The 25,364-nt window shown below is 72.5% G+C and carries 25 protein-coding genes; 10 read left to right on the top strand and 15 right to left on the bottom strand.

Annotation, left to right across the window (positions count from 1 at the left end; genetic code table 11):
- Positions 1-5: 5 nt before the first annotated feature.
- On the top strand, positions 6-1,874 hold the full coding sequence (locus OG439_RS17645; RefSeq protein WP_326950439.1) for a CheR family methyltransferase: 1,869 nt from the start codon (positions 6-8) through the stop codon (positions 1,872-1,874).
- Between the two features lie 9 nt (positions 1,875-1,883).
- Entirely contained in the window at positions 1,884-2,168 is a 285-nt protein-coding gene (locus tag OG439_RS17640; RefSeq protein ID WP_326950438.1) for a hypothetical protein, read from the top strand.
- A gap of 10 nt (positions 2,169-2,178) precedes the next feature.
- On the opposite strand, the gene OG439_RS17635 is transcribed toward OG439_RS17640, so the two are convergent.
- The 4 genes from OG439_RS17635 to OG439_RS17620 all read right to left on the bottom strand — a co-directional run bounded on the left by OG439_RS17635 (position 2,179) and on the right by OG439_RS17620 (position 5,889).
- Positions 2,179-3,492, bottom strand: coding sequence for a DUF4474 domain-containing protein (locus tag OG439_RS17635; RefSeq protein WP_326950437.1), 1,314 nt, complete (start codon positions 3,490-3,492; stop codon positions 2,179-2,181).
- A complete protein-coding gene (locus OG439_RS17630; protein WP_326950436.1) occupies positions 3,489-3,797 on the bottom strand; it encodes a hypothetical protein in 309 nt (102 codons plus the stop codon). The genes OG439_RS17635 and OG439_RS17630 overlap by 4 nt, the downstream gene beginning before the upstream one ends.
- Before the next feature lie 82 nt (positions 3,798-3,879).
- Positions 3,880-4,746, bottom strand: a complete 867-nt coding sequence (locus OG439_RS17625; protein ID WP_326950435.1) for a GNAT family N-acetyltransferase — start codon at positions 4,744-4,746, stop codon at positions 3,880-3,882.
- A 54-nt stretch (positions 4,747-4,800) separates the two neighbouring features.
- A complete protein-coding gene (locus OG439_RS17620) occupies positions 4,801-5,889 on the bottom strand; it encodes a carboxylate-amine ligase (RefSeq protein ID WP_247052582.1) in 1,089 nt (362 codons plus the stop codon).
- 117 nt (positions 5,890-6,006) lie between these two features.
- On the opposite strand from OG439_RS17620, the gene OG439_RS17615 reads away from it, so the two are divergent.
- A complete protein-coding gene (locus tag OG439_RS17615; RefSeq protein WP_326950434.1) occupies positions 6,007-7,194 on the top strand; it encodes an amidohydrolase in 1,188 nt (395 codons plus the stop codon).
- A gap of 56 nt (positions 7,195-7,250) precedes the next feature.
- Here the strand turns inward: OG439_RS17615 and OG439_RS17610 are convergent, their stop codons facing one another.
- From OG439_RS17610 to OG439_RS17585, 6 genes are all read right to left on the bottom strand, one after another.
- Complete coding sequence (locus OG439_RS17610; RefSeq protein WP_326950433.1) at positions 7,251-8,147, bottom strand: TauD/TfdA dioxygenase family protein; 897 nt, start codon at positions 8,145-8,147, stop codon at positions 7,251-7,253.
- Complete coding sequence (locus OG439_RS17605; protein WP_326950432.1) at positions 8,144-9,466, bottom strand: LLM class flavin-dependent oxidoreductase; 1,323 nt, start codon at positions 9,464-9,466, stop codon at positions 8,144-8,146. Before OG439_RS17605 ends, OG439_RS17610 begins: the two co-directional genes overlap by 4 nt.
- Positions 9,463-10,305 (bottom strand): ABC transporter permease, encoded by an 843-nt coding sequence (locus OG439_RS17600; protein WP_326950431.1) that lies wholly within the window; start codon positions 10,303-10,305, stop codon positions 9,463-9,465. The genes OG439_RS17605 and OG439_RS17600 overlap by 4 nt, the downstream gene beginning before the upstream one ends.
- On the bottom strand, positions 10,302-11,075 hold the full coding sequence (locus OG439_RS17595) for an ABC transporter ATP-binding protein (protein WP_326950430.1): 774 nt from the start codon (positions 11,073-11,075) through the stop codon (positions 10,302-10,304). The genes OG439_RS17600 and OG439_RS17595 overlap by 4 nt, the downstream gene beginning before the upstream one ends.
- A complete protein-coding gene (locus tag OG439_RS17590; protein WP_326950429.1) occupies positions 11,072-12,100 on the bottom strand; it encodes an ABC transporter substrate-binding protein in 1,029 nt (342 codons plus the stop codon). Before OG439_RS17590 ends, OG439_RS17595 begins: the two co-directional genes overlap by 4 nt.
- A gap of 143 nt (positions 12,101-12,243) precedes the next feature.
- Entirely contained in the window at positions 12,244-13,443 is a 1,200-nt protein-coding gene (locus OG439_RS17585) for an ROK family transcriptional regulator (RefSeq protein ID WP_326950428.1), read from the bottom strand.
- An 89-nt stretch (positions 13,444-13,532) separates the two neighbouring features.
- Between OG439_RS17585 and OG439_RS17580 the strand changes: the two genes are divergently transcribed.
- Together OG439_RS17580 and OG439_RS17575 are read left to right on the top strand one after the other, a co-directional pair.
- Positions 13,533-13,868: an ArsR/SmtB family transcription factor gene (locus tag OG439_RS17580; protein WP_326950427.1), complete on the top strand. Its 336-nt coding sequence runs from the start codon at positions 13,533-13,535 to the stop codon at positions 13,866-13,868.
- A 1-nt stretch (position 13,869) separates the two neighbouring features.
- Positions 13,870-14,367, top strand: coding sequence for an SRPBCC family protein (locus tag OG439_RS17575; protein ID WP_326950426.1), 498 nt, complete (start codon positions 13,870-13,872; stop codon positions 14,365-14,367).
- On the opposite strand, the gene OG439_RS17570 is transcribed toward OG439_RS17575, so the two are convergent.
- Positions 14,336-15,301, bottom strand: a complete 966-nt coding sequence (locus OG439_RS17570) for a helix-turn-helix transcriptional regulator (RefSeq protein WP_326950425.1) — start codon at positions 15,299-15,301, stop codon at positions 14,336-14,338. The genes OG439_RS17575 and OG439_RS17570 overlap by 32 nt on opposite strands.
- Positions 15,302-15,363: 62 nt before the next feature.
- Here OG439_RS17570 and OG439_RS17565 point away from each other — a divergent pair, with 62 nt between their 5' ends.
- The 3 genes from OG439_RS17565 to OG439_RS17555 are packed head-to-tail and all read left to right on the top strand — an operon-like array spanning position 15,364 to position 20,779.
- Positions 15,364-16,494: an epoxide hydrolase family protein gene (locus tag OG439_RS17565; protein WP_326950424.1), complete on the top strand. Its 1,131-nt coding sequence runs from the start codon at positions 15,364-15,366 to the stop codon at positions 16,492-16,494.
- 18 nt (positions 16,495-16,512) lie between these two features.
- Positions 16,513-19,518 carry an ATP-binding protein gene (locus tag OG439_RS17560; RefSeq protein ID WP_326950423.1) on the top strand — a complete coding sequence of 1,002 codons (3,006 nt, stop codon included), beginning with the start codon at positions 16,513-16,515 and terminating at the stop codon, positions 19,516-19,518.
- A gap of 31 nt (positions 19,519-19,549) precedes the next feature.
- Positions 19,550-20,779, top strand: coding sequence for an FAD-dependent monooxygenase (locus OG439_RS17555; protein ID WP_326950422.1), 1,230 nt, complete (start codon positions 19,550-19,552; stop codon positions 20,777-20,779).
- A gap of 251 nt (positions 20,780-21,030) precedes the next feature.
- Here the strand turns inward: OG439_RS17555 and OG439_RS17550 are convergent, their stop codons facing one another.
- A complete protein-coding gene (locus OG439_RS17550; protein WP_326950421.1) occupies positions 21,031-21,480 on the bottom strand; it encodes an HIT family protein in 450 nt (149 codons plus the stop codon).
- 22 nt (positions 21,481-21,502) lie between these two features.
- Positions 21,503-22,402 carry an NmrA family NAD(P)-binding protein gene (locus OG439_RS17545; RefSeq protein ID WP_326950420.1) on the bottom strand — a complete coding sequence of 300 codons (900 nt, stop codon included), beginning with the start codon at positions 22,400-22,402 and terminating at the stop codon, positions 21,503-21,505.
- Between the two features lie 102 nt (positions 22,403-22,504).
- Between OG439_RS17545 and OG439_RS17540 the strand changes: the two genes are divergently transcribed.
- Positions 22,505-23,047 (top strand): TetR/AcrR family transcriptional regulator, encoded by a 543-nt coding sequence (locus OG439_RS17540; RefSeq protein ID WP_326950419.1) that lies wholly within the window; start codon positions 22,505-22,507, stop codon positions 23,045-23,047.
- On the opposite strand, the gene OG439_RS17535 is transcribed toward OG439_RS17540, so the two are convergent.
- Complete coding sequence (locus OG439_RS17535) at positions 23,042-23,476, bottom strand: DUF5655 domain-containing protein (protein ID WP_326950418.1); 435 nt, start codon at positions 23,474-23,476, stop codon at positions 23,042-23,044. The two genes, OG439_RS17540 and OG439_RS17535, sit on opposite strands and share 6 nt — an antisense overlap.
- A complete protein-coding gene (locus tag OG439_RS17530; protein ID WP_326950417.1) occupies positions 23,473-24,093 on the bottom strand; it encodes a TetR/AcrR family transcriptional regulator in 621 nt (206 codons plus the stop codon). The genes OG439_RS17535 and OG439_RS17530 overlap by 4 nt, the downstream gene beginning before the upstream one ends.
- 92 nt (positions 24,094-24,185) lie before the next feature.
- Between OG439_RS17530 and OG439_RS17525 the strand changes: the two genes are divergently transcribed.
- The gene (locus OG439_RS17525; protein ID WP_326950416.1) at positions 24,186-25,340 is read left to right on the top strand and encodes an FAD-dependent monooxygenase; all 1,155 of its coding nucleotides are present in this window, start codon (positions 24,186-24,188) and stop codon (positions 25,338-25,340) included.
- The last annotated feature ends 24 nt before the right edge of the window (positions 25,341-25,364 follow it).

Raw genomic sequence — 25,364 nt, 5'->3', positions numbered from 1 at the left:
CCCCGGTGACGGATCCCGGGCCGGAGGCCGACCGCGAATTCGAGTCGGTGCTCACCTACCTGAAGGAGTCCCGCGGGTTCGACTTCACCGGCTACAAGCGCACCAGCCTGATGCGGCGCGTCCAGCGGCGGATGAGCCAGGTCGGGGCCGGGAGCTTCACCGACTACATCGACCAGCTGCAGGTCAACGCGGACGAGTTCGTCGCGTTGTTCAACACGATCCTCATCAACGTCACCGCGTTCTTCCGCGACCCGGACGCCTGGGACTACCTGCGCGAGCAGGTGATCCCCGCGCTGCTGGCCGAACGCACCCCGGAAGAGCCGATCCGCGTCTGGAGCGCCGGCTGCGCGGCCGGTCAGGAGGCCTACAGCCTGGCGATCGCGTTCGCCGAGGCGATCGGGGTCGACGCCTTCCGTCAGCGAGTCAAGATCTACGCCACCGACGTGGACGAAGAGGCGCTCGGCCAGGCGCGGCAGGCGACCTACACCCCGGCCGAGCTCGACGGGGTGCCCGAGGACAAGGTCGAGGAGTACTTCGAGCAGTACGGCAGCCGGTACAGCTTCCGCAAGGACCTGCGCCGCTCGGTCATCTTCGGCCGCAACGACCTCGTGCAGGACGCCCCGATCTCGCGGATCGACCTGCTCGTGTGCCGCAACACCCTGATGTACTTCAACGCGGACACCCAGACGAAGATCCTCGAGCGGTTCCACTTCGCACTCGCCCCGCGCGGCATGATGTTCCTGGGCAAGGCCGAGATGCTGCTCAGCCACGGCCGCATCTTCGAGCCGCTCGACCTCAAGCGGCGGGTGTTCCGCAAGGTGGCCAACTCACCCGTCGGCTACAGCCGGTTCGTCACCTACGGCTACCCGCCGCGGCGCCCGGCCGACGTCTCGGGCCTGGACCAGCTGCGCGAACACGCTTTCTCGGCCAGCCCCGTCGCCCAGATCGTGGTGACCGGCGACGAGGTGACGGCGCTGATCAACCAGCAGGCGGAGCTGGCGTTCGGACTGTCCGAACGCGACATCGGCCGCAAGCTGTGGGACCTCGACGTCTCCTACCGCCCGGTCGCGCTGCGCCCGTACGTCGAGCAGGCCCGCCTGGAGCGCCGGTCGCTGCGCATCAAGGACGTCGAATGGCGCCGCGCCGGCGACGTGGTGTGGTACGAGGTGCACGTCAACCCGTTGCTGGGCAAGGAGAAGAGCCTGCTCGGCGTGTCGGTGGTGTTCCACGACGTCAGCTGGGCGCGGTTGCTGCTCACCGAGCTCGAGCACTCGAACCGCCAGCTCGAGTCGGCCTACGAGGAGCTGCAGTCGACCAACGAGGAGCTGGAGACCACGAACGAGGAGCTCCAGTCCACAGTGGAGGAACTGGAGACGACCAACGAGGAGCTCCAGTCCACCAACGAAGAGCTCGAAACCATGAACGAGGAACTGCACTCCACCAACGACGAGCTGCAGACGATCAACGACGCCCTGCGTGACCGCGGCGTCGAGCTCGACGACCTCAACGACTTCCTGGAGTCGGTGCTGACCTCGATCCAGGCCGGCATCGTCGTGATCGACACCGAGATGCGGATCAAGGCCTGGAACCGCGGCGCCGAGGAGCTCTGGGGCGTCCGCCGGGAAGAAGCCGAGGGCACCCACCTGCTCAACCTCGACATCGGCCTGCCGCTCGCCGAGCTGCGCCCGGTGGTCCGCGACGCGCTGGCCGACGCCGAATCGCAGGCCGAGCTGACCCTGGACGCGATCAACCGCCGCGGCCGCGCGGTCGTCGTCCGGCTGATGTGCAGCGCCCTGCGCGGGGCCGACGGCCGCAGCCACGGCGCGTTGCTGATGATGGAGGAAACCCGCACGGGCGCCGGTGGCTCCGCCTAGGCTGGGGCCATGAACGAGTCGCGACGTGCCGGTGGTTCGGAAGAGCTGGCCCGCACGCTGCTGGCCACGGCTCGCAGCGCCGCGACCGCGGCGGTGCGAGCCGGGCTCGAAGACATCGAGGAGCGGCACGGACAGCACGTCGCCGACGAGGTCGCCGGCCTGATCGACGTCGCCGACGTGTACGCCGGGCTCGCCGACCACGACGTCCGGCCCCGCGGCCGGGCCGACCGGCGCGACCGGGACAACCGGGATGATGACGGGCCCTGGGAGTTCAAGCCGGTCTCCGCGGTGTGAGCGGCGCGGGTCACTTCCGCCAGTCGTAGCTGAGGACCGGCGGGTCGTCGGACCCCTTCGTGACGGTCAGGTGCTCTTCGGGGTGCGCGGTGGCGTACCGCGTCATCTCGTCGTACATCCGGTCGCGCATCCCGACGTCCTGCGCCTCGATCGTGGCGCGCTGGCCCAGCCGGCCGGGGTCCACGTCCGGGTCGGTGCGGATCGCCAGGTTCCAGAAGTGCCGTTTGTCGGTGCCGTCGGCGCCCTGGCCGTCGTTGGTGAAGTAGACCTCGCCGCTTTCCTTGTCGTAGATCTGCTGGGTCACCTTGATCTGGTCGTCGCCCTGCGCGGCGGAGAAGTAGCCGGAGTCGTCCCCGGCGTCGCTGGTGTAGAAGCCGACTTCGCCGCCGAACGCGCTGCCGAAGCCGTAGCCGCCCTTCCACAGTTCCAGGCGGTACTGCTTCCCGGTCTCGGGGTCGGTGAACTCCATGTTGTCGCCCTGGGCGCTGGTGCGGTCGAGGTCCGCGCCGATGAGCTGTTCCATCTTGTCGTAGATGTCGTGCCAGCCCAGGTAGCTCTGCACGGAATGCTCGCCGGTGGTGTAGAAGTCCCCGTCCTCGACGTACTCGAAGCCGAAGTAGTCGTAGATCTTCCGCGCGACCGCGGGGTCCTGCATGATCGTGTCCCAGTCGCCCCTCAGCAGGGCGAGGTCGAGCTTCGGGTTCTTCGCCACCAGTGCGGCGAGGCCGGGGATCTCGGCGAGGATGATCGCCGCGATCTCGGCCGGGTTCCGCTTCTCCGAGCCCGCGAGCTCCCACACCCGGCCCGTCTTGTTGCGGATCTTCAGGCCTTCGACGAGCAGCACCGCGTCGTAGGTGGTCACCACCCGCTGCATGTCGGCCAGCAGGACGAGGGCCCGCCCCTTGATGATCTTGTCCTCCGCCCAGGCGAGCACGACGGTGCCCGTGCCGCGGCCGAGGCCGTGCCACACGTTGTCGAGCTTCGTCTGCAACGCGTCGGCGTCCGCGCGTTTGCTCCGCGCTTCCAGCTGCGCCTTCGCCAGCGCGTCGCGGACCACCTCGAACGACTTCGCCGACTCCTCGAGATCTTCGGCCTGTTCGTCGCGGTTCTTCCTGAAGTCTTCGAGCGAGGAGAGCGCCGCCTCGCCGGCGCCGCCGTGCCAGCCCTGGCTCAGCTCCACGCGGACGCTCTCGACCAGGGCCTTGGCGTCCTTGACGGCTTCCTTGGTGGTCCGGCAGGCGCGGGCCCGGTCGTCCAGTTCGGTCGTGCTGCCCTTCTCGACCTGGTCGGCGAGCCCGCGGATCCGGTCGAACACCGACGTCATCGGTCGATCCGTTCGAAGCCGCTGTCGAGGGCCTTCAGGAAGGCGTCACGGGCGTCGGCGTCGGTGCTGTCGTAGCTCTTCGCGGCGCTCTTGATGCTTTCGACGAGGCTCTCGACCTGCTGCTGCGCGGCCTGCAGGTCTTCCTGCCGGGTCAGCAGCCAGACGTCGTAGTCGCCCGCGTAGCCGCCGGCCCGGTCCGTGCCGCCGACGTTCGGCGAGCCCCCGGCCGCGAGCGACGGCGGCGTCCCCGCGCCGAGCTTGGCCGCCGCCTTGCTGATGTCCGCGACATCGACCTCGAACCCCACCGACCATCCTCCCGCGTGACGTTTCGCGCGGGAAACGTAACACCCACGCCGCGGTCAGACGTCCGGTTCGGCCATTTGGTTCCTAGTTGTCCCGCCGCAGGTCCAGCCGCTCGGGGTGCGGCCGGAAGCCGGCCGAGGCGTAGGTGGCGACGGCGGCGGCGTTGGCGCTCGCGGTGCAGACGATCGCGCTCGACGAACCCAGCTCCCGGAGCGCGGCCGCCGCGGCGACGGTGATCGCCCGGCCGTGGCCGTGACCCCGGTGGTCGCGGTGCACGCCCATCGGCTCGATCAGCCCGGGCCGGCCGGGACCCGCCGACCACACCGTCACGATCGCCACGGCGTTGTCTTCGCCGTCGTACCCGATCAGGCTCCGGGCGTCGGCGTACGGCGACTCGGCCGCCATCGTGTGCCAGCGGTCCTCGGTGGCCGTCGACCGGTCGAACGACGCCCGCAGGACCGCGGTCCACACCGCTGCTTCCGCCGGCCCGGCCACCTCGATCCGCAGGTCCACCTGCGGCATCGGCTCCGCGAGATCGCGGTGCAGCGGCGTCCACGGCTCGTCGGCTCGCCAGCCGGCCTCGGCCAGCACGTCCCGGAGCAGCACGCCGTCCGGTACCTCGACCGACACCGGCCCCGCGGGCAGGACACCGCGTTCCGGGGTGGACACGTCTTCGGCCAGCTGCCGCGCCAGTTCCGCGTCCTGCCGCACGTCCGGCGCGATCGTCAGCCGCACGAGCCCGGGGCCGTCGAGCAGCCCGACGGCGACGATCCGGCCGTCGCGGGTCCAGGTCCGGACCACCGCGGCCGTCGCCGCCGCGCCGAACCGGTAGTTCCAGCCGAGGTCTCCCGGGTGCAGCTGCAGCGGCGCGTCGTCGCTCTGCCACTGCCGCAGCGCGGCCACGGCCTCGGTCAGGCCTTCGGTTCCCGGGGTCTCCACGACGATCGCCATACCCGTGATCACACACCAGCGCGCGGCGGTCCGCACCCGGTTTTCGGGTCGGTCCTACGGCGTCACCGACATGAGGTCGACGACGTCCGCGGCGCGTTGCCGCTTCGCGAAGGACTCGCGCTGGCGATCGGCGCCGCCCTCGCCGGCGATCAGGCGTGCCGTCCCCTCCCAGGCGAACTCGCGGTCGCCCGCCGCTTCGAGCGCGGGACCCGTCAGCGTGATCAGGTCGTCGAGCACCACCGAGGCGGGCACGAGGTCGCCGGTGCGCGGGTGCGGGCAACGGCCGGTGACGCCGTCGCGCGAGGCCCGCCAGAGCTGGCCGCGCAGCACCTCGTTGGGCAGGTCCGGCGGGGGCGCGCTGTCGTCCAGCGCGGTGGCGACCAGGCCGCGCGCCAGCACGGCCAGCAGCACCGCCTCTTCCGGCGTCGCGGCGACGTCGGCGATGCGGAACTCCAGCGTCGGCTGGTTTTCCGAGAGCCGGACGTCCCAGTAGACCATCCCGCGGTCGAGGATCGAGCCCGCGCGCAGCCACGCGTCGACGACGCTCTCGTACTCGTCGAGCGAGGCGAACTTCGGCGGCGGGCCGGCCGAGGGCCAGCGGCTCCACTGCTGGTAGCGCCAGCTGTGGTAACCGGTGTCGTAGCCGTCGGTGATCGGCGAGTTGGCGGTCAGGGTGAGCAGCGCCGGCAGCCACGGCCGCACCCGGTTCAGCACCTGGATCCCGGTTTCCTTGTCGGGGATCGCGACGTGCACGTGGCAGCCGCAGGTGAGCGCGGTCCGCGCGGTGGCGCCGAAGTGTTCGGCCATCTGCTCGTAGCGCGGGGTGGGCGTGATGATCGGTGCTTCCACTTCGGACAGTGGCGCGCAGCCGCTGGGCAGCACCCGCAGCCCGCGCTTGGCCGCCGCGCCGGCGAGATCGGCCCGCAGTCCGCGCAGCTGGCTCAGGGCACCGGAATGCGTGCGGCAGATGTCGGTGGCGGCCTCGGCCTGGGTCCGGGTGAGCTCGTGCTGCAGCTCGCCCTGGTCGCCGCCGGCCGCTTCCGCCGCGTCGACGACGTCGTCGCCGGCGTGCGAAAGCATTCCTCGGCGGTCGACGACGAAGAACTCCTCTTCGACGCCGAAGGTCAGTACCTGGTCTGTCACCGGGGTTCTCCTGGGGGGTTGGGGAACCAGCGGGATACCCGGACGCGGTATGCGGCAAACCGGGTGACGGCGCGACTACGCTTGTGTGACCGCGCGCACTCGGGGTATTCCGGTGGCATGGAGTGGCACGAAGAGCTTCACGAGCAGGCGGACGAACGGGTCGAGCGTCTGGACGAACGGTTGTGGCGGGTGGCGACCGCGCTGCACGCGCGCCCCGAACCGTCCTTCGAGGAGCATGCCGCGGCCGAGCTGCTGACCGGCGAGCTGGCCGCGGACGGCTTCGAGGTCGAGACCGGCACCGCCGGGATGCCCACGGCGTTCGTCGCGCGCGCCGGCACCGGGCGCCCCTGTGTGGCGCTGCTGCTGGAGTACGACGCGGTGCCCGGTCTCGGGCACGCCTCCGGGCACAACCTGGTCGCCGCGGCCGGGCTCGGGGCCGCGCTGGCCGCCAAGGACGTGCTCGGCGACAGCCGCGGCTCGCTGCTCGCGATCGGCGCGCCGGCCGAGGAGAGCGGCGGTGGAAAGCAGGCGCTCGCCGAGGCCGGGATCTTCGACGACGTCGACGCCGTCCTGATGGTCCACCCAGGAGTGCACTCGTGGTCGTGGGCGCCGCTGACCGCGCGGGTCGAGCTGAAGCTGACCTTCCACGGCCGCGCCGCGCACCCGACCGCCGACCCGGAGCACGGCGTCGACGCGCTGGCCGCGCTGATCCAGGCGTTCGGCGCGCTGGCGGCCCTGCGCCAGCGGCTGCCCGCGGGCTCGCACGTCCAGGGCATCATCACCGACGGCGGCGAAGCGACCACCGTCGTGCCCGACCGCGCCGAAGGCCGCTTCGGCCTCCGCGCGCTCACCGCGGCGGCCCTCGACCAGCTGGCCGAGGACGTCTCGACGTGCGCGCAGGGCGCGGCCCTGGCGACCGGGGCGAAGGTGGACGTCGAACGCCTCGGCCGCGGCTACGCCCACTTCCGCGACAACCCGGTGCTGTCCGAACGGTTCACCGAGCATCTCGCCGCGTGCGGCATCCACGCCGGGCCGCCCGAGCCCGGGGTGTACCTCGGGTCGTCGGACATCGGCGACGTCAGCCTCCGCGTCCCGGCGATCCACCCGTTCGTGGCGATCGCGGCCGCGGAGTACCCGGACCACACCCGCGAGTTCGCGGAAGCGGCGGCGAGCCCGCGCGGCCGTTCGGCGATGCTGGCGTCGGCGGCCGCGCTGGCCCGCACGGCGATCGACCTGCGGACGCACCCGTCGCTCGTCAGCCGGGCGTGGGACTACTTCCGGGCCCAGGAGCGGAACGGGTCCTGAAAGCCGTGAAGGACTCCTTCCCGGCTCTTATGGCCGGGAAGGAGTCCTTCACGGACCTACGCCACCGACGTGTAGTGCGAAGCGTCGCCTTCGAGGGACTCGCTCGGCGTGCCGTCGACGCCCGCCGGGATGTCGCCCGCCACGGTGACGCGGTTGAGGCGGCGGGGGAGACCGTCGTAGTTGTCGATCGCGTAGTGCTGCGTGATCCGGTTGTCGAACAGCACCAGCTGGTTCGGCTCCCACGCGACGCGCACGATGTTCTCCGGCCGCGTGACGTAGGACTGCAGCAGCCGCAGCAGATCCCGGGACTCGCCGACCGACAGGCCCGCGATCCGCTGCGCGAACCCGCCGATGAACAGGCCGCGCTCGCCGGTCGCCGGGTGCACCCGCACCACCGGGTGCAGGGTCCGGTACTTGCGCGAGACGAACTGCGCGCGCCGGGCCTGCTCCTTCTCGTCGAGCGTCTCCGGCGGCCGGACGTAGTCGTAGTCGTTGGTGTGCTCCGCGCGCAGCGTGTCCGCGAACGCCCGCAGCGGTTCCGGCAGGTCGCGGTAGGCCGCGCCGGCGTTCGCGATCAGCGTCTCCCCGCCGTAGGGCGGTACCACGAGACTGCGCAGGGTGCTGGCCTTCGGCGGGTTGAGCACGAAGGTGACGTCGGTGTGCCAGTGGTTGGCGCGGCCCTGCTCGCTGTCGACCGGCAGGATCGTCGGGGCGCCGTCGACGGCGGGCACGGTCGGGTGGGCCTTGGTCAGCTCGCCGAAGCGGGCGGCGAAGCACTGCTGGCCCTCGTCGTCGAGCTCGACGTTGCGGAACACCAGCGCCTTGTGCTCGTGCAGGGCGTCGGTCAGGAACGCGATCTGGGACGCGTCGAGTTCGCCGGCGATGTCGAAGCCGATGATCTCGGCGCCGATCCTCCCGGTGAGCTTGCGGACGTCGGTGCCGATGGTGGTCATGCGGGCTCCTTCACTCGGTTGCGGTTGACGGGCCGCGCGAGGCCGTAGTGCTCGCGCAGGGTGGATCCGGTGTAGGCGGTGCGGAACAGCCCGCGCCGCCGCAGTTCCGGGACGACGAGGTCGACGAAGTCGTCGAGCCCGCCGGGCAGGGTCGGCGGCATGATGTTGAAGCCGTCGGCCGCGCCGCCGGTGAACCAGGCCTCCAGCTCGTCGGCGACCTGGACCGGCGTCCCGGCGAAGACGCGGTGCCCGCGCCCGCCCGCCAGCCGTTCCAGCAGCTGCCGGATGGTCAGGTCCTCGCGCCGGGCCAGGCCGACGACCAGCTCGAACCGGCTCTGGCCGCCTTCGGTGAAGCTGCCGACCTCGGGCAGCGGGCCGTCGAGCGGGTAGCCGGTGAGGTCGTGGTCGAGCATCTTCGACAGCTGCCGCAGCCCGTACTCCGGCGTGATCAGCGCGTTCAGCTCGGCTTCGCGCCGGCGCGCCTCGGCTTCGGTGCGGCCGAGGATCGGCAAGATGCCCGGCAGGATCTTGATCTCGTCCGGCGTCCGGCCGTACTTGGCCAGCCGGCCCTTGACGTCGGCGTAGAACGCCTTGCCCTCGGCGAACGTCTGCTGCGCGGTGAACACGGCTTCGGCGTGCCGCGCCGCGTACTCCTTGCCCGTCTCGGACGACCCGGCCTGCACGAGCAGCGGGTGGCCCTGCGGCGGCCGTTCGATGTTCAGCGGCCCGCGGACCTGGAAGTGCGGGCCGTCGTGCGCGATCGGCCGGATCCGGTCGGTGTCGGCGTAGACGCCGGTCTCGCGGTCGACCAGCGCGGCGTCGTCCTCCCAGCTGTCCCACAGCTTCTTGACGACCTCGATGAACTCCTCCGCACGCTCGTAGCGGGAGGCGTGCGACGGCCGCTTGGCCAGGTTGAAGTTGCGGGCTTCGTCGATGCCCGCCGACGTCACGATGTTCCAGCCCGCGCGGCCGCCGGAGAGGTGGTCGAGCGAGGCGAACTTCCGGGCCAGGTGGTAGGGCTCGTTGTAGGTGGTCGACGCCGTCGCGATCAGTCCGATGTGGACTGTGGACGCGGCGAGCGCCGACAGCAGCGTGAGCGGCTCGAAGTGGCTGTGCGAGTTGTGCTTCACGTTGCCCCACAACGCGACGCCGTCGGCGAGGAACAGCGAGTCGAGCTTGCCGCGCTCGGCCGTCCGGGCGATGTCGACGTAGTGCTGCAGCGTCCGGGCCCGGCGCGGGTCGGTCGTGGGGTGCCGCCAGGCGGCTTCGTGGTGGCCGTTGGGCATCACGAAAGCGTTCAGGTGCAGTTGCCTGGTCATGGTTTCTCCTTGGGACGCCAGGTCGAGAACCGCCGTTCGAGGACGACGAAACCCTGGTTCACGAGCACTCCGAGCACCGAGACCGCGATGATCCCGGCGTACATCTGGGGAATCTGGAAGTTGACCTGGCTGGTGTTGATCAGGTAGCCGAGCCCGGCCTTCGCGCCGACCATCTCCGCGGCCACCAGCACCAGGATCGAGTACGACGCCGCCATCCGGATGCCGGTGAACACCGTCGGCACCGCCGAGGGCAGGATCACCTTCCGGAACAGCCGCGGGCTGGACAGCCCGAGCGACCGGGCCGCCTTGACCAGCAACGGGTCCACGGTGTTGACGCCGGCGATCGTGTTGAGCAGCACCGGCCAGACGCAGGCGTAGACCACGAGCGTGACCTTCGACAGCTCGCCGATGCCGAGCAGCAGCGTGAACACCGGCAGCAGCGCGAGCGCGGCGGTGTTGCGGGCCAGTTCCAGCAACGGCTGCAGGAACCGCGCCACCGGCCGGTACCAGCCGATCAGCAGCCCGAGCGGGACCGCGACGGCGACCGCGATCGCGAACCCGGCGGCCGACCGGCCGATGCTGGCCACCAGGTGGTCGGCGAGCCGGCCGTCGAGGGTCAGCTCCCACAGCGCCTGCAGGTCCTCCGACAGCGGCGGGAGGAACGTCCGGGTGCTCTCGTCGAGGACGAACCGGGGGAGCAGCTCCCAGAGCGCCACGAACAGGACCACGGCCGCCGAACCGTGCACCGCCCGGGTCAGCCTCTTCGTGAACCGTCGCGGTCGTGGCGGTGCGGCCGGCGGTCCGGTGTGGACGGTGGGCGCGTCGAGGGTGGTCGTCATCCGACGGCACTCCGTTCGGTCTCGGCGGCCTTGCGGACCTCGTTGTGCAGCAGCTCCCACAGCCGGTGGCGCTGCCGCCCGAACTCGGGCGACGACCGGACGTCACCGCCGCGGTCCCCGAGGTCGACGTCGACGACGGCCTTGAGCCGCCCGGGCCGGGAAGTCAGCACCGCGACCCGCTGGCCGAGGTAGACGGCCTCGTCGATGCCGTGGGTGATGAACACGATCGTCTTGCCGGTGCGGCGCCAGATCCGCAGCAGCTCGTCCTGCAGCTGCTCGCGCGTCTGGGCGTCGAGGGCCGCGAACGGCTCGTCCATCAGCAGCACGGCCGGGTCGTAGGCCAGGCTGCGCGCGATCGCGACACGCTGCTTCATCCCGCCGGACAGCTCGTGCGGGTAGCGGTCCTCGAAGCCGGAAAGCCCGACCAGGGCGAGGTATTCGCGCGCCCGCTCGGCCCGCTGCCGCTTGCCGAGCGCGCCGCCTTCGAGGCCGAACTCGACGTTGGCGCGGGCGGTGCGCCACGGGAACAGCGCGTACTGCTGGAAGACGACACCGCGGTCGAGGCCGGGCCCGCGCACCGGCTCGCCGTCGATGCGAATCTCGCCGGACGTCGGCGTGGTGAGCCCGCCGAGCAGGTCGAGCAGCGTCGACTTGCCCGAGCCGCTCGGGCCGACCAGGGACAGGAACGTGCCGTCGGCGATGTCGAGGGAGACGTCGTAGAGCGCGGTCAGCGCGTCGAACGTCTTGGTCACCGCGCGGATCGCGATCACTTGGACACCGCCGGGGCGCCGTCGCGGTAGGGGTTGAACTCGTTGGTGTAGAGCTTCCCGGTGTCCAGCGCGTCACCCTTGATGAGGCCCTGCTGCTTCAGCCACGGCGACCAGAGCGTGTAGTCCTGGTCGGAGATCAGGCCGCCGCGGGTGACGCCGACGCTCTTCCAGTACTGCAACGTGTTCGTGTTCTCGTTGCGGCCGCGCCCCTGGATGATCTTGGTGAACCGGGCGATCACCTGGTCCCGCGGTGTGGTCCGTTCCCACTCGATCGCGCGGGCCACGGCGGAGACGAAGACCTTCGTCGTCTCCGGGTACTTCTTGATGAAGTCGGTGCGCAGCACGTACGGGCCGCCGTTGTAGGCCCCGAACGCCTGCACGTCGCTGAACAGCGGGCGCACCCCGCCGGCCGCGACGGCGTGGTCCTGCAGGATGCCCTGCAGCGCGGCGACGTCGAGCTGGCCGTTGCGCAGTGCCTGCTCGGCGTTGACCGGCGGGATGACGACCAGCTGCACCTGCTTGACCTCGTCGTCGGACAGGCCCTGGCGCTGCAGCCAGAGGTCGAGGACGGCTTCGAGGTTGGCGCCCGCGGTGTTGACGCCGACCTTCTTGCCGATCAGGTCGCGGGCGGTCCGGATCGGACTGTCGGCCTTGGCGTAGAAGCCGAGGAAGGACTTTTCGTCGGAGCCGTAGTAGTTGACGACCGCCTTGACCGGCGCGCCGGCCTCGACGAGCTTGACGACCGCGCCGGTGAAGGCGCCGCCGAAGTCGGTCTGGTCGGTGGCCGCGGACTGGATGTCCTGCGGGCCGCTGATGGTGTTGCCGACCCACTTGAGCTTGACCGGGCCGAGGTAGCCCAGGTCCTCGGCGAGTTCGGGCAGGGTCACGGAGTTCGCGCTGCCCTGGTAACGGAGTTCGAGCTTTTCGGGTTGCCCGGGCGCGCCGGTGGCCGTCGCCGACGCGCACCCGGACAGCAGCGCCGCGACCAGGCCGGCGGCGAGGAGGGCGGGCAGAGTTTTCTTCACGGTGGGCTCTTTCGGCTCGGGAGTCGGCACGACGCGACCACCGGCCGATGCGGCCGGCGGGTTCGCCGGTGGGGATGCCCCAATTGTTCGCAGCCGCCGCGAGCACGGTCAACTTTGCGAGTTTCTGAATTAACTACCGCGGTTCACGAGGCATGCGAAAGGTGCGTCAGGAGCGGACCGAGCGGGTCGTCGTAGAGGATGTCGAGCAGCACCGCGCCGCCGGCCGTGGCCAGTTCCGCGCCCGGGAAGCTCGTCGCCACAACGGTTTCCGCCGGATCGGCGCAGGTCCGGGAGCGCGTGCGGACCTCGTCCCGGATGGCGGGAAGGCAGCCGGGTACCTGGGCTACACTCCGGTCGACCAGCACGAGCACGGCCGGGTTCAGCACGTCGAGCAGCAACGCCACGGCTTGGCCGATCAGCCGCGCGCGGTCCTGGAACAACCGCACCGCCGCGGTTTCCCCGGCCGTCGCGAGCGCGAGCAGTTCCGGAAAGGAAACGCCGGCTTTGCGCGCCAGCGTCGCTTCCGAAACGGTCGCCTCCAGACAACCCGTGCGCCCGCAGCGGCACGGTTCACTGCTGTCGTCGACCGGCAGGTGCGCGACCGCGCCCGCCGCCGACCGCGGGCCGTGGTGCACCACGGTGCCGGTGGCGAACGCCGCGTCGACGACGTTGCCGGTGAACAACTGCACGACGCTGTCCCGCGCCCGCGGGTGCCCGAAGAGCTGTTCGGCGTGCACGAGAGATCGCGCGTGGCCGTCGATCGCCACCGTGAGCCCGGTCGACGCCGTCAGCAGGTCGCGCACCGGGACGTCGCGCCAGCCCAGCAGCGGGTGGTCGACGACGGTGCCGGAGTCGCGGTCGACCCAGCCGCCGGTGGCGAACCCCAGGCCGAGCGGTTCGCGGTCCGGCGCGTGGCCGAGCAGCAGGTCGTCGAGGATCTCCGCGGCCCGCGCGAGCAGGTCTTCCGCGGGCAGGCCGTCGTGCGGTTCTTCGTGCTGTACCAGGACATTCCCGCGGACGTCGAGCAGCGCGACGGTCGCGTGGTGCACGGCGAGGTGCAGCGCGCCGACGACGTGGCGCCCGGTGTCGAGCCCGACCGGCACGTGCGGCCGGCCGACGGACCGGCGTGGTTCGGCCTCGGGCAGCTCGCGCAGCAGCCCGAGCCGGGTGAGGTCGGCCGTGTGCCCGGTGACGGCGGCCGCGGACAGCCCGGTCCGCCGCGCGATGGTGCTGCGCGCGATCGGCCCGTCGTCGAGGACCGCCCGCAGGACCGCGCTCGCGCTGGCACTGCGCCGGGCGCCGCGCGCGTCCGTCCTCTGTGGACCGTCGGCCCCCGCCGTCATGGCCTGATCGTGGCAGACGCCGCGGCGCGCGCCCAGCGTGCCCAGGATGCAGGACTTGACGCATACCCATATGGGAATATGATGGCCGCGTGGCACGAGCAGCGACGACGGCGGACACCTTCAACGCGGTCGCCGAACCCCGGCGGCGGCAGATCCTCGACGAGCTCATGGCCGGCGAACGGTCGGTCGGCGACCTCGTCGGCGCGCTCGGCCTGGCCCAGCCGCAGGTGTCCAAGCACCTGCGGGTCCTGCGCGAGGTCGGGGCGGTGGACGTCCGGGAAGAGGGCCGGCAGCGCGTCTACCGGCTCAACGGCGCCGCGCTCAAACCCATCCACGACTGGGTCAAGCGCTACGAACGGACGTGGTCGGAACGCTTCGAGCTGCTGGACGACGTCCTGGAAGAACTCAAGGAACAGGAGCGGTGACATGGTGGAAACGGCGAGCAGCGCGAAGATCACCCTGCCGAGCGACGAACAGATCCTGATCACGCGCGAGTTCGACGCGCCGAAGGACCTGGTCTACCGTGCGTGGACCACGCCCGAGCTGGTGAGCCGCTGGTGGGCCGGGCACCGCGGGACGACCACCGAGGTCGAGATGGACCTGCGGCCCGGCGGCCGCTGGCGGTACGTGATCAAGGCGAACGCGGGCTTCGAGGTCGCCTTCCACGGCGAGTACCGCGAAATCGTGCCGGACGAGAAGCTCGTCTTCACCGAGATGTTCGAGGGCGCGGATCCGCTGCCGGACGCCGACGTGCCCGTCGACACCGTCACCTTCGACGCGCTCGACGGCGACCGCACGGTGGTGCGCCTGCTGACGCAGACGACGAGCAAGGCGTTGCGGGACATGATCCTCGAGTCCGGCATGGAAGCCGGCATGCAGGAGCAGATGAACCTCATCGAGGAGCTGGCGAACTCGCTGCGCTAGCCCGCAGGAACCGCTCGCCCGCCTTCGCCAGCTCCCGGGCGAGCTCCGGCGCGTCCAGCACCTCGAAGTCCACTTCGAGCAGGCCCAGGTACAGCGCGAGCATCGGCGCGTGGTCGGAGCCGACCTCCGCGACGCACCGGTCCGGCCCTTCGGCCGTGACGTCGACGGCGAGCGGCAGCCGGGCTCGCACGTGCTCGGCCGAAGCGTGCAGCCGGACTTTCGCGTGGTAGCGCCAGGTCGCCGCGCCCGCGCTGCGCTGCACGAACCGCACGACGTCACCCTCCGGCGGCTCACGCGGGGCGAACCGCGGCCCGTTCGGCGTCCGCGGGGTCAGCCGGTCGACGCGGAACGTGCGCCAGTCGCCGCGGCCGGTGTCCCACGCGACCAGGTACCAGCGCCGGCCCCAGCTGACCAGGCGGTGCGGCTCGACGTCGCGGCGGTTGTCCGTGCCCTCGTGGCTGGTGTAATCGAACCGCAGCCGCTCGCCGGCCCGGATCGCCGACGCGATGGCGCTCAGCACGTCGGCGTCGACGGCCGGGCCGGTGCCGGGCACCGCGACCGTCGCGGCCTGCAGCGCGTGCACCCGGTGCCGCAGCCGGGACGGCAGCACCTGCTCGAGCTTCGCGAGCGCGCGCACCGACGTCTCCTCGATCCCGGCGACCCCCGCGGCGGTCCGCAGCCCGACCGCGACCGCCACGGCCTCGTCGTCGTCCAGCAGCAACGGCGGCAGCTGTGCGCCCGCGCCGAGCCGGTAGCCGCCCTGGACACCGGGGGAGGCCGCCACCGGGTAGCCGAGGTCGCGCAGCTTGCCGACGTCGGCGCGGACGGTGCGCGTGGTGACACCGAGCCGGCCGGCCAGGTCGGCGCCGGTCCAGTCGCGCCGCGTTTCGAGCAGCGACAGCAACCGCAGGAGCCGAGCGGAGGTCTGCAACATCCTTCGAGGATGCCAGGAATCGCGGAAGGAACCCTTCCGCAATCGCCCCTAGCGTCCTGCTCATGACGAACGACATCCGCCCCTTCCGCGTCGAGATCCCGCAGGCCGAGCTGGACGAGCTGCACCGGCGCCTGGACGCCGCCCGGTACCCCGAGCCGGTCCCCGGCGACGAGCCGGACTGGTCCCGCGGCATCCCGCCCGAGCGCGTCCGCGAGCTGGCCGAGTACTGGCGAACCGGCTACGACTGGCGCGCGCAGGAGGCCGCGCTCAACGCCTTCCCGCAGTTCACGACCGAGATCGACGGCCAGACCATCCACTTCCTGCACGTCCGCTCGCCCCGCGCCGACGCGATGCCGCTGCTGCTCACCCACGGTTATCCCAGCTCCTTCGCCGAGTTCCTCGACGTGCTCGGCCCGCTGACCGAGCCCGGCCCGGACGCCTTCCACGTCGTCGTCGCGTCGCTGCCGGGTTTCGGGTTCTCGACGCCGTTGAGCGGGCCCGGGTGGGAGCTGGCGCGCACGACCGACGCCTTCGCCGTGCTGATGACGCGCCTCGGGTACGACCGCTTCGCCGCGCAGGGCGGTGACATCGGCGCGGGCGTCACCGGCCGGCTCGCGGCGCTCTACCCGGAGCGTGTCCTCGGTACCCACGTGAACAGCGACCGCGGGACCATCGCCCTCGCCGGCGAGCAGCTCCCGATGCCCGAGAACCTGACCGAGGCCGAGCAGGCCGAGCTGGACGCGGCCCGGGAAGCCTGGAAGGCCCGGCGGGGCTACCTGGACCTGCAGTCCCACACGCCCGAGACGATCGCCGCCGGGCTCACCGACTCGCCGGTCGGGCAGCTCGCGTGGATCGCCGAGAAGTTCGAGGCGTGGACGAACTCCGCCGGCGGGATCGGCCGCGACCGGCTGCTGACGACGGTCGGCCTGTACTGGTTCACCCGCAGCGGCGCGACGGCGGCCCGGTTCCTCTACGAGGCCGCCCACTCCGGCCACGGCTGGCTGGCGCCGGCCGACGTCCCGGCGGGCTGGGCCGTGTTCGACAGCTCGCCCGTGGTCCGGCGGATCATGGACCCCGAGGGGAAGATCGAGCACTGGTCGGACTTCGCCGAGGGCGGCCACTTCGCGGCGATGGAGGCGGGTGAGCTGCTCGTGGCCGACATCCGCGCGTTCTTCCGCGAGCTGCGCCCGTGAGTGGCCATACTCGGCGGCGTGCAGTTCGCCATCCTCGGGCCGGTCGAAGCCCACGCTCCCGACGGGACGCCGGTCGCCCTCGGCGGTCCGCAGCTGCGCGGGCTGCTCGCGTTGCTGGCCCTCGACGCCGGGCGCGTCATCAGCGCCGAGCGGCTCATCGACGGCCTGCACGGCGAGCACCCGCCGGAGGGCGCCGCCGAAGCCCTGCAGTCCCAGGTGTCCCGGCTGCGACGGCGGTTGCGGGACGGCGGCGCGCCCGACGGCCTGGTCGAGTTCACCCCCGCCGGGTACCGGCTGGCCGTCGACCCGCAGGACGTTGACGTCCACCGCTTCGAACGGCTCACCGCGCAGGCCCGGGAGACGACGGAGCCGGCGGCCAAGCTGGCGCTGTTCGGCGACGCGCTCGCGCTGTGGCGCGGTCCGGCGCTCGACGGGCTCGCGGACCCGCCGCGCGCGGCCCGGCTGGCGGAGCTGCGCGCGGCCGCGACCGAGGACCGGATCGAGGCCGGGCTGGCCCTCGGGCACCACGAACGGCTCGTCGCGGAGCTGCGGGAGCTCACCCGCGAACACCCGCTGCGGGAACGGCTCGCGGCCCAGCTGATGCGCGCGCTGCACGGCGGCGGGCGGTCGGCCGAGGCCCTGGCCGTGTTCGCCGAGACCCGGGACCGGCTGGCCGACGAGCTGGGCGCGGACCCGTCGCCGGAGCTGGCGGACGCGCACGTCGCGGTCCTGCGGGCCACCGCGCCCGCCCCGGCGCGCCGGGTTCCGGTGCCGCTCAGCGGGTTCGTCGAGCGCGCCGAGCTCGACCGGCTGCGCACGACCCTGCGGGCCGCCCGGCTCGTCACGCTCACCGGGCCGGGCGGCGCGGGCAAGACCCGGCTCGCCGTCGAAGCCGCGTCACGCGAGGCCGGCGAGGTGTGTTTCGTCGAACTGGCGACGACGACCGAAGTCCCGCAGGCCGTGCTCGCCGCCCTGGGCCTGCGCGAACAGGGCGTGCTGTCCTCGGCCCCGGCGGCCGGCCCGGCGGACCGGCTGGCCGCCGGCCTCGCCGACCGGCCGCTGCTGCTGGTCCTCGACAACTGCGAGCACGTCGTCGCCGAGGCCGCGCGGCTGGTCCGGCGGCTGCTCGGCGCGTGCCCCGGCCTGCGGGTGCTGGCCACCAGCCGGGAGGCCCTCGGCCTGACCGGCGAGACGCTGGTGCCGGTCGGCGCGCTGGCCGCCGGCGCCGCCGAGCGGCTCTTCGGTGACCGGGCGGCGGCCGTGGTGCCCGGCGCGGTCCTCGATCCCGCCACCGTGGCCCGGATCTGCGCCGCGCTCGACGGCCTGCCCCTGGCGATCGAACTCGCCGCCGCGCGGCTGCGGTCGCTGACCGCCGAAGACGTTGCCGCCCGCCTCGACGACCGCTTCCGGCTGCTGTCCCGCGGCGAGCGCACCGCCGAACCGCGGCACCGCACGCTGCGCGGCGTCGTCGAGTGGAGCTGGGACCTCCTGGAGCCCGACGAACAGCGGCTGGCCGGGCGGTTCGCGGTGTTCGCCGGCGGCGCGCGCCTCGACGCCGTCGAGCGCGTCTGCGCCGTCCCGGACGCCGACGGACTGCTCACCGGGCTCGTCGAGAAGTCCCTCGTCGAGTACAGCGACGGCCGCTACCGGATGCTGGAAACGATCCGGGCGTTCTGCGCCGAGCAGGGCACCGGCGACCACGCGGCGCACGCGAAGTACTTCCTCGACCTCGCGTACGCGGCCGAGCCGAAACTACGCGGCGCGGACCAGCTCACGGTCCTGGCGGAACTGACCGCCGAGCACGCCGACCTGCACGCGGCACTGCGCTGGAGCGTCGCCGAGGCGCCGGACGTCGCGTTGCGGCTGGTCGCGGCCCTGACGTGGTACTGGTGGCTGCGCGGGCTGCGCGGTGAGGCCCGGCCGTTCGCGGACGCCGTGCTCGCCGCCGTCGGCCCCGAGCCGCCGCCGGGGCTCGACGAGGAGTACGTCGTCTGCCTGATCCACGCGTCGGCCACCGACGTCGAGATCGAGCCGATCCTGCGCCGGCTCACGGGATCGCTGCGGTACCCGTACCTGTTCCTGCTGTGGGCGTTTTCCCCGCGCACCAAGGCATCCGACGGCGAACGCCTCGCCGCGCTGATCGGCCCGGACACCTGGTCACGGGCGTTCGCGCGGATCGGCGACGGCCTCGGCGCGCAGTACCGCGGCCGGATCGACGAGGCCGAAGCGCACTTTTCGGCGTCCCTGCAAGGGTTCCGCGACCTCGGCGACCGCTGGGGGCAGGCGAGTGCGCTGGAGAAGCTCGCGGAGTTCGCCGACTGGCGCGGCGACCACACGCGGTTCCGCGAGCTGATGGACGAGTCCGTCCGGCTGGCCGGTGAACTCGGGGCGGGCGAGGACGCCGCCGACCTGCTGTGCCGCCGCGCGGACGGGATGCTGCGGGCCGGGGACACCGCGGCCGCGCGGGCCGACTACGAAGCCGCCGCCGAGCAGGCGCGGGCGGTGGGCACGACGTTGACGCTCGCCCGGGCCCGCGGCGGGCTCGGCGAGATCGCGCGGCACGCGGGCGACCTCGCCGCGGCCCGGCGCTGGTACGCCTCGGCCGTCGGCCTGGCCGTCGACCCGGTGACCGGCGGCGAGACGCGGATCGGGCTGTACACCGGCTTCGGCTGGACCGCCGCGGCCGAAGGGCACCTCGACGAGGCGACCGAGCTGCACCAGGAAGCGCTGGCCACGGCGTTGGAGCACGCGAACCTGCCGGGTGCGGCGCAGGCCGTCGAAGGGCTGGCCGGCGTGCTCGCCGCGCGGGCCGAGGACGAGCGGGCGGCATTCCTGCTCGGCGTCGCCGTCGGGCTGCGCGGCACGGAGGTCACCGGAGACGTCGACATCGCCGCGGTGGCCGGGGCCGTGCGGACCCGCATCGGCGGCGACGCCTACGTCAAGGCGTTCGAGCATGGCCGGGAAATGCCGCCTGACCAGGCGCTTCAGGACTTCGGTCAGCCGCGGTTCGCGCTCGGTTCGTGAGCGGTCAGCGGCCGCGCCCACGCTGCTGAGCATGACGGACAACCGAGAAATCCTGATCTCCGGCGCCAGCGTCGCCGGCCCCGCCCTCGCCTGGTGGCTGCACCACCACGGCTTCCGCCCGACGATCGTCGAGCGCGCCCCGAGCTTGCGCGAAGGCGGCTACAAGGTCGACATCCGCGGCACCGCCGTCGACGTCGTCCGCCGGATGGGCCTGCTGGAGCAGGTGCACGCGGTCGCCACCGACATGCGCGGCGCGGGGTTCGTGAACAAGCGCGGCAAGCAGGTCGCGAAGCTGGACGCCGACACGTTCGGCTTCCGCGACGGCGACGACACCGAGATCCTGCGCGGCGACCTGGCGAAGATCCTCTACGAGCACACCCGCGACGACGTCGAGTACGCCTTCGGCGACTGGATCACCGGGCTCGACGAGCGCGCGGACGGCGTCCACGTCACCTTCGCCCACGGCGCGCCCCGCCGCTTCGACCTCGTCGTCGGCGCCGACGGCCTGCACTCCGGCGTCCGCGCGCTGGCGTTCGGCCCGGAGGAGCGGTTCCTGAAGCGGTTCGACGCCTACATCTCGATCTCGACCGTGCCCAACAGCTTCGACCTGGACCGCTGGGAACTGCTGCACTCGGCGGCGCCGGGCAAGATGGTCAACGTCTACAGCACGGCCCGCGCCGCCGACGCGAAGGCCGCGTTCTGGTTCAGCGGCACGGACCTGCCCTACGACCGGCGCGACATCGGCGGCCAGAAGAACCTCGTCGCGGACCAGTTCGCCGGCCTCGGCTGGCAGGTCCCGGAGCTGCTGGAGTCGATGCGCGCGGCCGACGACTTCTACTTCGACCCGGTGTGCCAGATCCTGATGGACCGGGTGTCGGCCGGGCGTGTGACCCTCGTCGGCGACGCGGGCTACTGCCCGTCCCCGGCCTCGGGCCAGGGAACGAGCCTGGCCCTGGCGGGCGCGTACGTCCTGGCGGGCGAACTGGCGGCGGCCGCGGGCGACCACGAGGTGGCGTTCGAGCGGTACGAAACGCAGATGCGGCCGTACATCGAGAAGAACCAGGCCCTGGCGAAGTCCGCACTGCGCGGCATCATCCCGCAGTCCCGCGCGTTCGCGTGGATCAACACCCGGATGATCAAGCTGATGCCCTACATGCCGGGCCGCAACCGCATCCTGGAACAGATCGCCGGCCCCATCCGCCAGGCCGCGAACGCACTTGTGCTGAAGGACTACGAGACAGCCGGCCGTGCGGCCGGATGAGTGCCGGGCCGCATCTGCGGTGCGCACACGCGAAGACCACGATGGGACCGGTACCCGGCCGCCATGGAGTTCGGTAAAGGCGACCGGGTGTGCTGGGACGCGAGCAACGAGAGTTCCGTCGGGTGAAGATCACCGACGATACTTACGCTGGCAAGCGAGACGCGAGGGCTTCGCCCGAGAAACCGCAGTACCTGGTGTGGGGTCGCCGCGAACGCTCTTGTGCTGAAGGACTACGCGGTCGCCGCCTGACTTCAGAGCGCCGCGCGGACCTGCTCGCCGACCTCCTCCAGCTCCGCCCGCTCCCGCACCCGCCAGTCCGCGCTCAGCACGAAGCCGTCGTCCGCGTGGCGGGGGATGACGTGCAGGTGGACGTGGGGGATCTCCTGGCCCGCGGCGGTGCCGTCGGCCAGGAACAGGTTGATCCCCTCGGTCCGGATCTCCGTGCGGCGCAACGCGGCCGCGAGTGTCTGCGCGATGGTGAACATCCGGGCCCCCGCCGCCGTGGGGAGGTCGGCCAGGCCCTCGTGGTGGGCCCGGGGGAGCACCAGCAGGTGGCCCGTCGACACCGGGCGCAGGTCGACGACGGCGATGAACTCGTCGTCCTCGTGCACGAGGGTCGCCGGGGCTTGCCCGGTGGCGATCGCGCAGAAGATGCACTTGCCGCCGGGCGTGGTCGCGGGGAGGTGGGGAGGCTTGGCCATGCCGCCGACCGTAGCGGGAAGATCAGCCCGCTGTCAGGTGCGCGTCCGCCCAGTCCGCGAAGGACGTCAGCGGGATGCCGAGGGCCCGCGCGAACTCCGGGCGCGCGGGGTGGCCGATCTCGTTCGTCCACTCGTGCCGCACGGTGAACGCGGGCGCGCCGGCCGCCACGGCTTCCGCCGAGGTCATGTCGGGCGCGGTGATCTTCACGCCGTAGACGCGGGAGAGCACCTCCGCGACGCCCGCCATCGTCCGGCGCTCACTGGCGAGTTCCAGCTCGACGCCGTCGAAGCGCGCCGGGTCGGCGAACGCCGCCGCGGCCGCGGCACCGATGTCGGCGACGGCGACGAGCGAAAGTTCGGTGTCCGGCTTGATGGTCGTCACCAGCCCGCCGCCGACGCCGTGGGGGAGCAGGAACGACGGCGGCAGGAAGTTCTCCATGAAGAACCCGGGCTTGAGCAACGTCCAGTGCGCGAAACCGGCTTCGCGGACGCGGTCCTGGATCGCGGTCTTCGTCTCCAGGTAGTGCTCCATCGACTTCCAGCGGCCCTCGGCCCAGCCCGGCGCCGAGCGGTGCTGCCCCGCCCCGGAGACCGACGCGTGCACGAACTGCGCCCCGCCCGCGTCCCGGGCGGCGTCGATCAGGTTGCGGGCCTGGACCCATTCGGAGTCGCCGTCGAGGTCGGTCAGGTCGGGCAGCTGCACGGAGAACACGCCCCGGACGCCCTTGAGCGCGGGGCCGAGTGAACCGGGGTCGTAGAGGTCGCCGGTGACCAGTTCGGCGCCGAGCGCCCGGACGGCGTCGGCCCGTTCGGTGCCGGGATCGCGGACGAGCGCGCGGACTTCGGTGCCCGCGGCGAGCAGCGCGCGGGCGGTGGCGCCACCCTGCTTGCCGGTGGCGCCGGTGACGAGAACGGGGGACATGGGAGCTCCTTCGGACCGCTAAGTGGCGGGGCCCGCCACTTCGTCTCCGCTACGATAGCCATCAAGTGGCGGCCCCCGCCACTTAAACTTCCGGAGGTCTTCGTGCGGCGGTCCGACGCTCAGCGCAACTACGCGCTGATCCTCGCCGTCGCCGAGCGGGAGGTCGCCGAGCACGGCGCGGAAGCGTCCCTCGAGCAGATCGCCCGCACGGCCGGCGTCGGCTCGGCCACCGTGCGCCGGCACTTCCCGAGCCGGCGCGCCCTGCTGGACGCCGTGTTCCGCGAACGCGTCGACGCGCTGGACGGCCGGGCCCTCGCCCTCGCCGACGCCGCGGACCCGCGGGCCGCGCTGCTCGACTGGCTCACGGCGTTGACGGAGTACGCCGCCTCCGCGCGGGGCATGGCCGCGGCGCTGATCCCGGACGAGGATTCCGGCGGCGACCACGTCTGCGGCCGCCTCACCGACGCCGGCGAACCGGTGCTGCGCCGCGCGATCGAGGCGGGTGCGGTGCCGGCCGGGGTGACGTCGGCGGACCTGGTCGCGGTGGTCACGGGCATCGTGCTGGCGACCGAGCACGGCCGTGACCCGGCGGGGGAAGCGGTGCGGTTGCTGGGGTTGGCGGTGCGGGGGATCAGCCCGTCATGAGAAGTCGTAGGCCGCGGTCAGCCAGCCGCGGACCTCGTCGTCCACATCGGACACTTCCCGCAGGCCCACCCGGTGCCCGACCCGCGGCCCGGCGGTGCCCCACGCCGGGCGGATCCGCGTCGTCTCGACCGGGCTGGGCAGGAACAGGTACAGCAGGACGTCGCGCGAGCGCGGCCGCACCTCGGCGAGCTTGCGCTCCCGCTTGAGGAACACGCCGATCTTGACCGCGTCCTCGTGGAAGCCGCCGAGGGTGCGCAGGTGCGCGGCGATCGCGTCGTACACCGCGCGCTGCGCCGGGGAGCGCGCGGCGAACGTCTCGTCGACCGTGCAGCCCGGCACGCACGTGTGCCCCTGACCGGCGCGCGCGAACTCGCGGTCGCACTGCGGGCACGTCCAGCGGGTCGGCACGCCGTCCAGGATGGCACTCACCGCGCGCCGGGACGACCCGGTGCCGGAGACGCGTTGCGCTGGTGCGCCGAGCCGCCGGCCAGGTACCGCTGGACCGTCGGCGCGATCTCTTCGACGAGGTCTTCCTGCGTCAGCGCGACCACCGGCGGCAGGCGCAGGACGTACCGGGTCAGCGCCAACCCGAACAGCTGGGTGACGACCAGACCGGCGCGGCGGGGCGCGTCGGCCGGGTCGCCGAAGCGCAGCACCGCCGGGGTCACCTGGCCGGCGAACACCTCCCGGATCTTCTCGACCACGGCGTCGTCGGCCACCGCCGACCGCAGCAGCGTCAGCAGGATCTCGTCGGTCGGCGGCTGCTCCCAGAGCACGAGGAACTGCCGCGTCAGCAGCTCGCCGACGGTGTCCGGGTCGGCTTCGGCGAGGTCCGGCAGGTCCAGCTCGACGTCCACCGCCGCCGCGAACAGGCCGTCCTTGCTGCCGTAGTAGCGCATCACCATCGACGGGTCGATGTCCGCGTCGGCGGCTATCGAGCGGATGGTCGCCCGGCGGAAGCCGTCGGCGGCGAACCGGCGGCGCGCGGCGTCGAGGATGGCCGCGCGGGTGGCGTCCGACCGGCGGGGAGAGGTCTCGTCAACCATGCCAACAAGTGTAGGCCAACACTTGTTGACAAGCCAGCCCGGCGGTGCTTACGTGGATGCCAACAGTTGTTGGCAAACCTGAGGAGATCGCCGTGAACCTGCCGAGCCGTACCGATGTGGTCATCGCCGGAGCCGGCCCCGCCGGCCTCGCCGCCGCGATCGCGCTGGCCGAGGCCGGCGTCGACCACGTGCTGCTGGACCGCCAGGCCGAGGGCGCGAACACGTCCCGGGCCTGCGTCATCCACGCGCGGACGCTGGAAGTGCTCGCCGAACTGGGTGTCACCGAACGGCTGAAGGAGCTGGGCGTCGTCGTCCCGACGTTCACGGTCCGCGACGGCGCCGCGGTGCTCGCGCGGGTGCCGTTCGGCGGGCTGCCGACGGCGTACCCGTACACGCTGATGGTGCCGCAGGACGTGACCGAAGCGGTGCTGCTGGCGAGGCTGCGCGAGGCCGGCGGCGACGTCCACCGGCCGTACGAGGTCACCGCGGTCGCGGGTGACGACACCGGCGTCACGGTCACGGCCGGGACCCACACGATCCGGGCGCGGTACGTCATCGGCGCCGACGGCATGCACAGCGCGGTGCGCGAGCAGGCCGGGATCGGGTTCACCGGCGCCAGCTACCCCGAGTCGTTCGTGCTCGCCGACGTCCGGATGAGCTGGCCGCTGGCCCGTGAGGAGGTCAGCCTGCACCTGTCGCCGGAAGGGGTGACGGTGGTCGCCCCGCTGCCCGGCGCCGCCGACCGCTACCGGGTGGTCGCGACCGTCGCCTCCGCGGTCGAGAAGCCGGGCATCGAGGACATCCAGTCCATTGTGGACAAGCGCGGCCCGGAGGGGGCGCGGTCGCGGGTGACCGAGGTGCTGTGGAGCTCGCGGTTCCGGGTGCACCACCGGGTGGCCGACCACTACCGCGCGGGCCGGATCCTGCTGGCCGGCGACGCGGCCCACGTGCACAGCCCGGCCGGCGGCCAGGGCATGAACACGGGCATCCAGGACGCGGTGGCGCTGGGCGGTCTGCTGGCCCGGGTGCTCGCCGGCGAGCCGGACGCGCTCCTGGACACCTACGAGCAGACCCGCCGCCCGGTCGCCACCGGAGTGGTCGCGTTCACGGACCGCATGACCCGCATGGCCACGCTCCGCCCCCGCCCGGCACGCCTGCTGCGCAACACGGTGCTCAAGCTGGCCTTCGGCCTCCCGCCGGTCCGCGCGAAGATGGCGTACCAGCTGGCAGAACTGGCGGCCCGTTGACCTTCCCAGCCCGCGATGCCCCTG

Origin of the sequence: Amycolatopsis sp. NBC_01307 (assembly GCF_035975215.1) — a bacterium.
Taxonomy (GTDB): domain Bacteria; phylum Actinomycetota; class Actinomycetes; order Mycobacteriales; family Pseudonocardiaceae; genus Amycolatopsis.
Note: the sequence above shows the minus strand (reverse complement) of the source record. Positions and strands in the feature narration are given on the sequence as shown.